This window comes from Bartonella sp. AP150HLJHH (assembly GCF_042196385.1).
In the GTDB taxonomy this organism is placed as follows: Bacteria; Pseudomonadota; Alphaproteobacteria; order Rhizobiales; family Rhizobiaceae; genus Bartonella.
The window spans coordinates 46,660-58,771 of sequence record NZ_JBHIQC010000005.1 but is presented as its reverse complement, the minus strand read 5'-3'; the positions used below and the strand labels follow the sequence as shown (position 1 = coordinate 58,771).

Below are 12,112 nucleotides of genomic sequence, written 5' to 3'. Positions count from 1 at the left end.
TATTTTTGCGTTAAGACTCCAGAATCTTTTTTTGTGTAATTTAGTTTTTAAAGTGTTTGTTAAACAGGCTGGGGAACCATATCACTTTGAGATAATTTATAAAATGGATAAGGTGGATACCATGGTGACGCGTGCAGATAGAGATCCAATTGCTAATTGGTGGTGGACGATTGATCGCTCTATCTTTGCAGCTTGTTTAATTTTAATGGGAATTGGCATTATGCTGTCTTTTGCTGCCAGCCCTATTATTGCAAAAAAAATCGGAATTGCTGATAGTTTTTATTTTGTTCGGTGGCATATCATTTTTAGCATTTCAGCATTTTTTACGATGGTTACCATTTCCTTTTTTTCGCTTTCTAATATTCGTCGTTTATGTGCTCTTTTGCTCATTGTAACGCTTGCTCTTATGGTTGCAACCTTATTTTGGGGTCCAGAATTAAAGGGAGCACGGAGGTGGATTCTACTATTTGGTTTTTCTGTACAGGCGTCAGAGTTTATGAAGCCAGCTTTTGTGGTTATGTCCGCTTGGCTTTTTTCGGAACAGATACGCAAGAGGGGCATTCTGGGTTATACGTTAGCGATTCTACTTTATGCCATTTGTTGTGTGCTTCTGGTTTTGCAGCCTGATATTGGACAAACAGTTTTAATAAGTGCAACATGGGGGGGGCTGTTTTTTATTGCTGGTGTCCCTCTTACTATTATTTTTCTCTTTCTCATTTTAGGCGTTGTAGGAATTATTTTAGCTTATTTTTTTCTGCATCATGTGCGCGAGCGGATCAATGGTTTTTTGACAGGTGAAGGAGATACTTTTCAAGTGGATGTGGGACGTGAGGCTATTTTGAATGGTGGTTGGTTTGGGCAAGGTCCTGGGGAGGGCACAGTAAAACGTATCATTCCTGATAGCCATACAGATTTTGTATTTTCCGTTGCTGCTGAAGAATATGGTATTATTCTTTGTTTATTAATTATGATGCTGTTTGGCTTTATCGTTATGCGTTCATTGTATATAGCCATGAATACACGTGATTCCTTTATACGTCTTGGTATTACTGGCATAGCAATGATGATTGGCTTTCAATCAGCTATTAATATGGCCGTTAATCTTCACTTAATTCCTCCAAAAGGTATGACATTGCCTTTTATTTCTTATGGTGGTTCTTCGATGGTGGCGATTGCGTTTTCAATGGGCATTTTGCTTAGTTTAACACGTCGTTGGCCAGAAGCGCGCCTTTCAGCTTTTTCTTCCTCTTCTGTCTTGGATACCCCTTATGAATGATAAAAAAGTTATTATTTTGGTGGCTGGTGGTACAGGTGGACATCTTTTTCCTGCTGAAGCCCTTTCTGTTGAATTAAGGCAGCGTGGATATGATGTTCATTTAATAACAGATGAAAGAGCACGCTCTTTTGTTCGGTGTTTTGATGAAGAGCATATTCATATCGTTTCATCGGCAACATTTACACGACGCCATCCTTTTGCTCTGATAAAGACGTTTTGGTCTTTGCTAAGGGGTATGGGGCAATCGTTGGCGTTGTTTTATAAATTACGTCCTGTTCTTGTTGGAGGATTTGGGGGGTATCCGAGCTTTCCTCCTCTTTTTATTGCGGCTTTAACGAGGCGTGTGACATTTATTCATGAACAAAATGCTGTTATGGGGCGTGCCAATCGGATGTTGGCAATTTTTGTGCGTGCAATCGCTGGTGGTTTGTTGTCACCAAATGGCGCTTATGCTCATAAAATACTTTTGACGGGGAATCCTGTCCGTGAGGCTGTGTTGAAGGCGGCCAAAATTCCTTATCATTCTTCAGAGGGAGAAAAGCCATTTAATTTTTTGATTTTTGGAGGTAGCCAAGGGGCTTCTGCTTTTTCACATATTGTTCCAGAAGCTATTGCTTTATTTGATGATAAGAACCGTAAACGTTTACGAATTGTACAGCAAGTCCGCGGTGAAGCAGGAAGGTTGATCAAAATCTATCGTGATATGGGGGTACAAGCAGAAGTTGCTCCTTTCTTTGATGATATGGCTGAACGTATGGCACATGCTCATTTTATTTTGTCGCGCGCTGGGGCTTCGTCCGTTTGTGAGATAGCGGTGATTGGTAGACCTGCTCTGCTTGTTCCCTATCCCCATGCTTTAGATCATGATCAGGCTGCCAATGCAGCTTTGCTTGCTCGTGTGGGGGGAGCGCAAATTATATCAGAAAAAGATTTAAATGCACAAAAGCTTTCTTCTCTTTTAATGCACGCTTGTTGTGCGCCCCATTTATTGGAAAAACAAGCGCTTGCTGCAAAAAAAGTTGGACAACCTCATGCAACCCGTCGCCTTGCTGATATGGCTGAATCCTTAATTGCAGGGCGATTGTTGTCAGATATAAAAGAGGAGCTTTTTAATGAAAATGCCACTTGATATAGGCGTTATCCATTTTATCGGAATCGGGGGGATCGGTATGAGTGGAATTGCGGAGGTTTTTTATAATCTTGGCTATAAAGTTCAAGGGTCAGATCAAGTTGAAAGTGCAAATGTTGAACGTTTGCGGAAAAAAGGAATTAACGTTCATATAGGTCATTGTGCTGAAAACTTAGGGAATGCAGAGGTTGTTGTTTTTTCTACTGCCGTTAAAAAAACAAATCCTGAGTATATTGCTGCAAAGGAAAGACATTTGCCGCTTGTCAGACGTGCAGAAATGCTGGCGGAGCTGATGCGGTTTCGGCGTGCAATTGCGGTGGGTGGTACACATGGTAAAACAACAACCACATCAATGGTCGCAGCCCTTCTTGATGCTGGTCATTTTGATCCAGTGGTGATTAATGGCGGTATTATTAATGCTTATGGTACGAATTCTCGTACAGGAGATGGCGATTGGATGATTGTTGAAGCTGATGAAAGTGATGGTACATTTTTAAAGCTGCCTGCTGATATTGCTGTTATTACTAATATTGACGCTGAGCATTTGGATCATTATGGAAGTTTTGATGCTGTGCGTGAGGCTTTTCGGCAATTCATAGAAAATGTTCCTTTTTATGGTTTTGCTGTTTTGTGTCTTGATCATCCAGAGGTTCAGTCATTGGCGGGCCGTATTGATGATCGTTGGGTGATCACTTATGGTGCAAATCCACAAGCGGATGTTCGTTTTCTTAATCTTTCGATGGATGGTCAAAAAACGCATTTTGATGTTCTTGTTCGCTCACGCAAAACAGGAAGAAAGATTGAGTTGAAAAATTTGCTTTTGCCCATGGCAGGGCAGCATAATGTTGCCAATGCAACGGCGGCGATTGCTATTGCACATGAACTTGGTATTTCAAATGAAGCTATAAAAAGGGGCTTAGCAGAATTTGGCGGAGTAAAACGGCGTTTTACGCGAACAGGAAGTTGGCGTGGCATTGAAATATTTGATGATTATGGACATCATCCTGTTGAAATAAAGGCAGTTTTGCGTGCTGCACGTGAGAGTGCAAAAGGGCGTGTTATTGCGATTGCACAACCCCATCGGTATTCGCGTTTGTATCATTTATTTGATGATTTTGCTGCTTGTTTTAATGATGCAGATACAGTGTTGATTACGCCCGTTTATGCGGCTGGTGAAGAGCCTATTGTAGGATTTGGTTCTCAAGAATTGGTAGAGCATATTAAAATGGCGGGTCATCGTGATGTGCGCTTGATACATGGTTTGGAAGATGTTGTGTCTCTTGTCTCAAAATTTGCTCAGGCAGAGGATTATGTTGTTTTTCTTGGTGCTGGCAATATCACACAATGGGCTTGTGCGTTGCCTCATCAGTTAGCGGTATTGGATGGTCATGATAAATTTTCAGCACATTGATGGTGAGGCGCTATTGGCGCAATTGCAACCACTGTTGGGTGGCGTGAGAGGAAAGCTTACACCTAATGTTGAGATGCGTAAGGTAACGTGGTTTCGCACGGGCGGGTTGGCAGAGCTTTTTTATCAGCCTGTTGATGAAGAAGATTTGGCTCTCTTTCTTCAAAATTTGCCTGAATTTGTTCCTGTAACAATTGTCGGTATTGGTTCTAATCTTCTGGTGCGTGATGGGGGGGTTCCTGGTGTTGTGATTCGTCTTTCGCCAAAAAAATTTGGGCAAGTGAAACAAGTTTCTCCAAAAGGCTTTTTAGTTGGTGCTGGTACGGCGGATAAACATTTAGCTGCTGCCGCTTTAGAAGCTGAGATTGCAGGTTTTCATTTTTATCATGGTATTCCTGGAGGTCTTGGGGGAGCTCTCAAAATGAATGCGGGTGCGAATGGTGTTGAAACCGCAGCGCGTGTTGTCGAGGTCTATGCGCTGGATCGTAAAGGGCAACGTCATATCTTGAGTGTGAAAGATATGCATTATTCCTATCGCCATTGTGATATTCCTAAAGATTTTATTTTTACGGCTGCTTTATTAGAAGGAAAACTCGGCAATAAAGATGATATTCGTGCTGCTATGGATGAAGTTGCCCTCCACAGAGAAACAGTGCAACCTATTCGCGAAAAAACAGGGGGATCAACTTTCAAAAATCCTGAGAATATATCCGCGTGGCGCGTGATTGATGAAGCAGGGTGTCGTGGTTTACAGATTGGTGGCGCTCAAATGAGTGAAATGCACTGTAATTTTATGATTAATACAGGGCAAGCAACAGGATATGATCTTGAAGCATTGGGAGAAACAGTGCGTGCGCGTGTTTTTGCAAATTCAGCCCACCTTTTACAATGGGAAATAGAGCGTATTGGTCAATTTGAGCGTGGTCGAAGTGTTTCTCCTTTTGATCCATTTCATTGATTTATTGTTCACTAAAAAGTGAAAATAAAAAATTGAGTCATTTCAAAGAGATAATAAAAAATTTCTATTAAGAATCAATAAATTAACAAAGAATCTCTTGCATCAGGCTTTTGAGTCTGATTCATTATGCAAAATGCTAGGTTATTGATTCGCAAGGATAAACTTTGTTTTTCCTGTATGTAGTGCTGATGTATTCTATATAGGCTACATATAGTATGCGAAAGAGGGTGATTTATTATGAAAGATAAACATATAGCTGTGTTAATGGGAGGTTTTTCTTCTGAACGGTCTATAAGTTTATCTTCAGGGGCGGCGTGTGCTGATGTTTTAGAGGTGCAGGGGTATCGCGTGAGCCGCGTGGATGTTGATGCTCATATTGCTTCTGTTCTTGAACAGTTGCAGCCCGATATTGCCTTCAATGCATTGCATGGTCCATTTGGTGAAGATGGTCGGATTCAGGGGATTCTTGAATATTTAAAAATTCCTTATACTCATTCTGGCGTGATGGCATCTGCTTTGGCAATGGATAAGGGACGTGCAAAAATTATCGTTGCAAATGTTGGGGTTTGTGTTGCTCCTTCTCGTATCATGAGCCGCTTTGCTTTGGGCCGAACGCATCCCATGGAGCCTCCTTATGTAATTAAACCTGTGTGTGAAGGATCAAGTTTTGGTGTTGTCATTGTTCAAGGAAATGAAGCTGCACCGCCGCATAATATTGGGGGAGCTGAGTGGGGGTATGCCGATGAGGTGATGATTGAAAAATATATTCCTGGTCGTGAATTGACTTGTGCTGTTTTGGGGAATGAAGTGCTGGATGTGTGTGAAATTCTTCCCGATAAACACTTTCCATTCTACGATTATGACTCAAAATATAAAACGGGTGGTTCTCTTCACATTTGTCCTGCACAACTTTCACTAAATATTTACCAAAGTGTGCAAAGAATGTCTTTAGCAGCCCATCAGGCGATAGGGTGTCGAGGTGTTAGCCGTTCTGATTTTCGTTTTGATGAAAAAACGGGAGAATTGGTTTGGCTTGAAATTAATACGCAACCAGGTATGACCTCGACGTCTCTTCTTCCTGATATTGCAAAAGCGAGCGGCCGTACTTACGGCGATATTGTTCAATGGATGGTGGAGGACGCATCATGTATGCGTTGAATGTTAATAAAACAAATGTTCCGATGAAGGTGCTTTCAGTGCCGGCTTTGCCACGTCTTTATCGTCGTTTTCTTCGGTTTATGTTTGAGTTTGTTTTTGTCAATATTCATATTCCACGCCATTTCGGCTCTTTTGCTGTTGTGTGGTTTTTCTTTGTTACGGCTTTTTATGGACTTTCATCAAGTGGTCAGATGGCTGTGATCGTAAATACGATCATATTGGATAGTAGTTTTGTGGTCACTCATGTCGATATAAGCGGTAATAAGCGCTTGGCAAAGCAGGATATTTTTAAAATTTTAAAACTTGATGTTGCGCCTTCTATATTCACTTTTGATGTTGAAAGAGCGCGTTCTCTGTTGGAAAAACAGGCTTGGGTGCAATCGGCTAATGTTCAGAAAATTTATCCCAATAGAATGCGCATTTCCATCGTGGAGCGTGAACCCTATGCCATTTGGCAACATGATGGCATAATGGATATTGTTGATAATACAGGTCGTGTCATTGTGCCTTTTAAAGGAGAAATTGTTCGGGATTTACCTCTTGTGGTTGGGCAGGGTGCACAAAATGCTGCTAAAGTGTTTATTCAAGCGCTGTCAGTCTATCCGGAAGTATATGATCGTATTCGTGCTTTTGTGCGGGTAGGTGATAGACGTTGGGATCTTGTTTTGAATAATGGAATGCGCGTTATGTTGCCTGAAAATGGTGCTCTTGAAAGGCTTTCTTCTCTTTTTTCTTCCGGTATAATGCAAGATCTTTTATCTCGCGATATTCTCAGTGTTGATTTACGTCTTGCTGATCGAATTACTGTTTCTTTATCAGATGAAACGTTGGAGCGTTATCATGCTACTGTAGCAGAAGAAGAACGTATTTTAAAAGCGCGAAAGGCAGGAAGCCTATGATGCTACTCAGATCACATCATTTGAAGGGGCGTAAAACACGTTTTTTAACGGTACTTGATGTCGGTTCAAGTAAGATTGTTTGTCTTATTGCTTGTTTGCGTCCTTTGAAGCATGCGCACTATTTACATGGTCGTACACATTCTACGGAAATTCTAGGCTTTGGAGTGCAGCGTTCACGTGGTATTAAATCTGGTGTTGTCATGGATATGTTTGCAGCAGAACAATCAATAAGATTGGCTGTTGATGCGGCAGAAAAAATGGCGGGTTTGGTGGTGGATTCAGTGATTGTGAATTTTTCCTCAAGTCGATTACAAAGTGCTTTGATTAATGGAAAGGTTCATTTGAATGGTCGTGAAGTCACCAAGCGTGATATGCGTATGGCCTTTTCAGATGTTTCGCGTAAAGCCTTTGATGCTGAACGTCATGTTATGCACTCAGTTCCAGTTTCGTATGTATTGGATGGAGATAAAGGAATTTTTGATCCTATTGGCATGGCAGGGGAAACATTTGGTGTCGACGTGCATGTGGTAACAGCAGAAACAGCCTCTTTGCGTAATTTGGAAACTTGTATTAATCGTGCACATTTGAGTGTTGAAGCAATGGTTGCTACTCCCTTTGCAAGTGGTCTTGCTGTCTTGATGAATGATGAGGCGCGTTTAGGGGCTGCATGTATTGATTTTGGTGGTGGAACAACAACATTTTCAGTGTTTTTTGAGGGGAAATTTATTCATGCAGATGCTCTTGCTGTTGGGGGGCATCATGTCACTCTTGATGTTGCGCGCGGATTTTCTATGTCTTTAACAGAGGCGGAACGTTTAAAAGTTGTTTATGGTTCAGCACTTTTAACAAGTGCTGATGAGCGGCAAATGATTAATGTAGCAGAAATTGGGAGTGAACAGCGTGAAACTCAATATCCTCGCGCGGTTCTTGGGCGTATCATTCGTGCGCGTGTTGAAGAAATTTTAGAAATGGTCCGTGATTGTTTAAATCGTTCTGGTTTTGGTCACATCATTGGTAAACGTGTTATTTTGACTGGGGGAGCAAGCCAGTTAACAGGATTGCCAGAAATGGCACGTACTATATTAGGAAGAAATGTTCGTATCGGGCGGCCTTTAGGTATTTCGAGGCTTCCTTCTCTTGCAAAAGGGGCGGCGTTTACATCTGCTGTTGGGTTGTTAATTTATCCGCAATTGGTGGGTTTTGAAGAAAAAACAATGCAGGCGGCAGGAAATCATTTATCGATGGGCACGCGTGGATATTTTCAGCGTGTTGGTCAGTGGTTGCGTGAGAGTTTTTAGTTAAGTCTAGTTGGATAAATTTCATCGCTTTGGCTTGCGGTGTCTTATGAGAAGGAAAAGAAAATGACGATTAATCTGCATCGGCCAGATATCGCGGAATTGAAGCCACGCATTACCGTTTTTGGTGTTGGAGGTGGTGGCGGGAATGCCGTGAATAATATGATAAATGCTGGTCTTCAGGGAGTTGACTTTGTTGTTGCAAATACGGATGCACAGGCTTTGGCTATGTCAAAGGCTGAACGTGTTATCCAACTTGGGGCAGCTGTGACAGAAGGTTTGGGTGCTGGGGCTTTGCCTGAAGTTGGACAAGCGGCGGCGGAGGAATGTATTGATGAAATTATTGATCATCTTGCAGACTCTCATATGGTTTTCATTACTGCTGGTATGGGAGGAGGAACTGGAACAGGGGCTGCTCCCGTTGTTGCTCGCGCAGCGCGTGAAAAAGGTATTTTGACTGTTGGTGTTGTGACAAAGCCGTTTCAGTTTGAAGGCGCACGTCGTATGAAAACGGCAGAGGCAGGTATTGAAGAATTACAAAAGTCTGTCGATACATTGATTGTTATTCCCAATCAAAATCTTTTCCGTATTGCAAATGATAAGACAACGTTTGCTGATGCTTTTGCTATGGCTGACCAAGTGCTTTATTCTGGTGTTGCTTCCATTACGGATTTGATGATTAAAGAGGGTTTGATTAACCTTGATTTTGCTGATGTTCGTTCTGTTATGCACGAAATGGGTCGAGCCATGATGGGAACGGGTGAGGCATCTGGTGATGGGCGTGCTTTGGCTGCGGCTGAAGCTGCTATTGCAAATCCATTGTTGGATGATACCTCTATGCGTGGGGCGCGTGGTTTATTGATTTCTATTACGGGTGGTCGTGATATGACTCTCTTTGAGGTTGATGAAGCTGCTAATCGTATTCGTGAAGAAGTAGATGCTGATGCGAATGTGATCTTTGGCGCTATTGATGATGAGTCATTGGAAGGTGTTATTCGTGTTTCTGTGGTTGCCACCGGTATTGATCGTGAAGTTAGTGATGTGGTTCAGTCCTCTCATCCTCAGATTCAAAGGCCTGCTTCTTCAATACGCAAGAGCGATCCTGGAACGTCACACAGTTCTTTTCATGTTCAATCATCGCCTCTGCGTTCTGAGTCAATGGTAGAAGTGATCGAATCACTTGAAATAGAGAAGGGTAAATCAACCGGAGAACAGTTCCGTCCCAAAAGTCAAATTTTTGCACAACCTGCAGAAGCAATGACGACACGAAGTGCCACGAATGCTGTTGCGTATGGTTCAAATGCTGTTCAGGAACAGAGATCCAATGTGCCTCGTATGCAAGTAAGCCGTGGTTCTCAACAGGCGATGACGGCTCCTGTGAGTATGGAGGCAACAGCGCATGTTCTTGATGAGATGACAGGGCTTGTGAAGCAAAAAGAAAAGCCAGTGCAACCAAAACAAATGCAACAAATGCAAGCGCGCGCTCCAATGCGTATGCCTGAGTTAAAGGATTTTCCACCTGTTGCTCATGGACAAAGTCAAAGAACATTTGTGACTGATCAAGGTCCTCGTAATCTTTGGCAGCGTTTGAAACAGAGCTTGACACATCGTGAAGAAGCTGAGCCAGAAGCGAGGCTGGAGCCTGCTGTTAGATCGTCTCAGCAGAAAGATTCTCATGTTTACAATAAAAATTCTCAGACGCTTTCTCAAGATGCTTCTGTTTATGTTCCACGTCGTTCTGGTGAGCTGCATCCTCAGGTACCACAAGATCAGCGTACTTTTATAAGTGAAGAAGATCAGTTGGAAATACCAGCATTTTTACGTCGTCAGGCAAATTAATTGATGAAAAATGAGGTAAAGTAAGAAATTTTATTATTTCTTTAATGCTCAGTCAAAAATTATACAGTAAAATATATTACTGTTTTTTGGATAAAATACTTTGTTTTAAAAAGACCGCTTACAATAAGCGGTTTTTTTTATTATTTACTATGAATATTTTTTATAGTTTTATAAATTTTGTTAAAAGATGTACAAGCAATTTAATAAAATGATATGATGAATTTAGTACCAAAATATCAGTCTACTCTTAAAAAAGCAGTAACATTTAAGGGGATTGGCGTTCATAGTGGCTGTTTATCAGTGGTAAAGGTTTGTCCAGCGGATGTTGGGTGTGGTATTGTTTTTAAGCGTTGTGGATTAGACGGAACAGAGAAAGTATTTCAAGCCCATGCATCGCAAACAGGAAAAACTGAATTATCAACAGTACTTGGAGATGGAGATGTAAGGGTTGAAACAATTGAACATTTGATGGCGGCAATTGCTGCTTATAATTTGGATAATCTTGTTATTGAAGTGTCACATAATGAGATTCCTATTTTGGATGGTTCAGCGTGGCTATATTGCCAAGCTTTTGAAGATGTTGGTATTGTACAGCAAAATGCGTTGCGTTCTTATTTCATTATAAAAAAGCCGGTGCGGGTTGAAGGAGCTCATGGTGTTGCAGAGCTTTTGCCATTCGATGGACGTCGTTTTGATATAACGATCTCTTTTCCTTCTTCTGCTATTGGTAAGCAACATTTCAGTTTTGATCTTACCACACGAGGGTTTAGGGATGATTTGTCACGTGCGCGCACTTTTGGTTTTATCAAAGACGTGGAAGAATTAAGGCTTTCTGGAAAGGCGAGAGGCGCTTCTTTGGAAAATTCTCTTGTTATCGACCTTAATGATAAAATTTTAAATCCCGATGGTCCTTATTGGGAGAATGAATGTGTTCGGCACAAGATGCTTGATGCGATTGGTGATGCTGCTTTGCTTGGGGCACCTTTTATTGGATTATTTCGTTCTTATTGTAGTGGGCATAGAATTAATGCGCAATTGGTGAAGGCTGTTTTGGCAGACGAATCATATTATGAAAAAAGCTTTTTAGAGAAAAAGTAAAAAAATTGGCAAGATTTTTTTATCGTTTATTTGATTTTTAAGGGGATGATTGACCTAAACTGCTAAATTGGTTATGTGGATTTTAAAGTGATATGGTATAAAACCTTTGATAAATTGTTTTTGCTACAAGGTGATATTCTGTGGAGGCCGGAAAAACTATGAAAAAATCTCATGTGTGCATTGGAAATATGACATATAGAAAATCTAACATTGTACGCAAGATATTGGGGGGGCTGCTTTTGGGAAGCACTTTTATGTTAGCGGGATGCTTCTTTAAAGAGAAAAATACCCTTGATCCATCTGCTTATGTTTTAAAAATAGATCCACCAGATGTTTTATATAATCAGGCGCTTGCTAGCCTTGAAAGTGGGCGGCTTGGGGATGCATCGAAGAAGTTTTTGAAGATTGAAAAACAGTACGCTTATACAGACTGGGGACGTAAATCTTTGGTCATGGGTGCTTTTACTAATTATCGACTCGGAAAGTATGATGATTCAATTAGTATGGCTCAACGCTATATTACTCTTTATCCAGGGTCGACTGACTCGGCTTATGCATACTATATTATTGGTCTTTCTTCTTTCCGTCGGATTCCTGATGTTACGCGTGATCAACGTGACACGAAACGTGCTATTGCTGCTATGCAGCTTCTTATAGAGCGTTATCCTAATTCTGAGTATGTCAAGGATGCTAAGGATAAAATCCGTTTTGGTCGCGAACAACTGGCTGGTAAAGAAATGCAGATTGGCCGTTATTATGAAGAGGGGCGGCGCTATCTTGCGGCAAGTAGACGGTTTCGTACCGTGGTTGAAGAGTATTCTGATACAAATCAAATTGAAGAAGCACTTTTCCGCTTGACTGAGGTTAATCTTGCTCTCGGCTTAACGGCGGAAGCACAGACGGCAGCAGCTATTTTAGGACGTAATTATCCCAAAAGTGAGTGGTATAAATTTTCTTATAATCTCTTGCAGAAGAATAAAATATCACCACGTGAGCATAAATCTTCTTGGATCTCAAATGCTTTAGGTGGTGACAAGAAGAGGGTACGTTGA

General features: G+C 41.4%; 10 protein-coding genes. All 10 read left to right on the top strand.

Annotation, left to right across the window (positions count from 1 at the left end; translation table 11 throughout):
* Nucleotides 1-121: 121 nt before the first annotated feature.
* Nucleotides 122-1,276, top strand: coding sequence for an FtsW/RodA/SpoVE family cell cycle protein (locus ACFING_RS03665; protein ID WP_375621370.1), 1,155 nt, complete (start codon nt 122-124; stop codon nt 1,274-1,276).
* Nucleotides 1,269-2,405, top strand: coding sequence for an undecaprenyldiphospho-muramoylpentapeptide beta-N-acetylglucosaminyltransferase (murG, locus tag ACFING_RS03660; RefSeq protein ID WP_375621369.1), 1,137 nt, complete (start codon nt 1,269-1,271; stop codon nt 2,403-2,405). The genes ACFING_RS03665 and murG overlap by 8 nt, the downstream gene beginning before the upstream one ends.
* Nucleotides 2,389-3,816, top strand: coding sequence for a UDP-N-acetylmuramate--L-alanine ligase (gene murC, locus ACFING_RS03655; protein WP_375621368.1), 1,428 nt, complete (start codon nt 2,389-2,391; stop codon nt 3,814-3,816). The genes murG and murC overlap by 17 nt, the downstream gene beginning before the upstream one ends.
* Nucleotides 3,794-4,771 (top strand): UDP-N-acetylmuramate dehydrogenase, encoded by a 978-nt coding sequence (gene murB / locus ACFING_RS03650; RefSeq protein WP_375621367.1) that lies wholly within the window; start codon nt 3,794-3,796, stop codon nt 4,769-4,771. Before murC ends, murB begins: the two co-directional genes overlap by 23 nt.
* Before the next feature lie 237 nt (nt 4,772-5,008).
* Complete coding sequence (locus ACFING_RS03645; protein WP_375611998.1) at nt 5,009-5,929, top strand: D-alanine--D-alanine ligase; 921 nt, start codon at nt 5,009-5,011, stop codon at nt 5,927-5,929.
* Nucleotides 5,917-6,828, top strand: a complete 912-nt coding sequence (locus tag ACFING_RS03640; protein ID WP_375621366.1) for a cell division protein FtsQ/DivIB — start codon at nt 5,917-5,919, stop codon at nt 6,826-6,828. The genes ACFING_RS03645 and ACFING_RS03640 overlap by 13 nt, the downstream gene beginning before the upstream one ends.
* Nucleotides 6,825-8,126, top strand: a complete 1,302-nt coding sequence (gene ftsA / locus ACFING_RS03635; RefSeq protein WP_375613372.1) for a cell division protein FtsA — start codon at nt 6,825-6,827, stop codon at nt 8,124-8,126. Before ACFING_RS03640 ends, ftsA begins: the two co-directional genes overlap by 4 nt.
* A 63-nt stretch (nt 8,127-8,189) precedes the next feature.
* Nucleotides 8,190-9,962, top strand: a complete 1,773-nt coding sequence (ftsZ, locus tag ACFING_RS03630) for a cell division protein FtsZ (RefSeq protein ID WP_375621364.1) — start codon at nt 8,190-8,192, stop codon at nt 9,960-9,962.
* 213 nt (nt 9,963-10,175) lie between these two features.
* Entirely contained in the window at nt 10,176-11,060 is an 885-nt protein-coding gene (gene lpxC, locus ACFING_RS03625; protein WP_375629955.1) for a UDP-3-O-acyl-N-acetylglucosamine deacetylase, read from the top strand.
* A gap of 158 nt (nt 11,061-11,218) precedes the next feature.
* Nucleotides 11,219-12,112 (top strand): outer membrane protein assembly factor BamD, encoded by an 894-nt coding sequence (locus tag ACFING_RS03620; RefSeq protein WP_375629953.1) that lies wholly within the window; start codon nt 11,219-11,221, stop codon nt 12,110-12,112.

Coding starts and splice junctions, on each gene's coding strand:
- murG (WP_375621369.1), top strand. CDS start 1,269: ATGAATGATAAAAAAGTTATTATTTTGGTGGCTGGTGGTACAGGTGGA.
- murC (WP_375621368.1), top strand. CDS start 2,389: ATGAAAATGCCACTTGATATAGGCGTTATCCATTTTATCGGAATCGGG.
- ftsZ (WP_375621364.1), top strand. CDS start 8,190: ATGACGATTAATCTGCATCGGCCAGATATCGCGGAATTGAAGCCACGC.
- ACFING_RS03620 (WP_375629953.1), top strand. CDS start 11,219: ATGAAAAAATCTCATGTGTGCATTGGAAATATGACATATAGAAAATCT.
- ftsA (WP_375613372.1), top strand. CDS start 6,825: ATGATGCTACTCAGATCACATCATTTGAAGGGGCGTAAAACACGTTTT.
- ACFING_RS03665 (WP_375621370.1), top strand. CDS start 122: ATGGTGACGCGTGCAGATAGAGATCCAATTGCTAATTGGTGGTGGACG.
- ACFING_RS03640 (WP_375621366.1), top strand. CDS start 5,917: ATGTATGCGTTGAATGTTAATAAAACAAATGTTCCGATGAAGGTGCTT.
- ACFING_RS03645 (WP_375611998.1), top strand. CDS start 5,009: ATGAAAGATAAACATATAGCTGTGTTAATGGGAGGTTTTTCTTCTGAA.
- murB (WP_375621367.1), top strand. CDS start 3,794: ATGATAAATTTTCAGCACATTGATGGTGAGGCGCTATTGGCGCAATTG.
- lpxC (WP_375629955.1), top strand. CDS start 10,176: ATGATGAATTTAGTACCAAAATATCAGTCTACTCTTAAAAAAGCAGTA.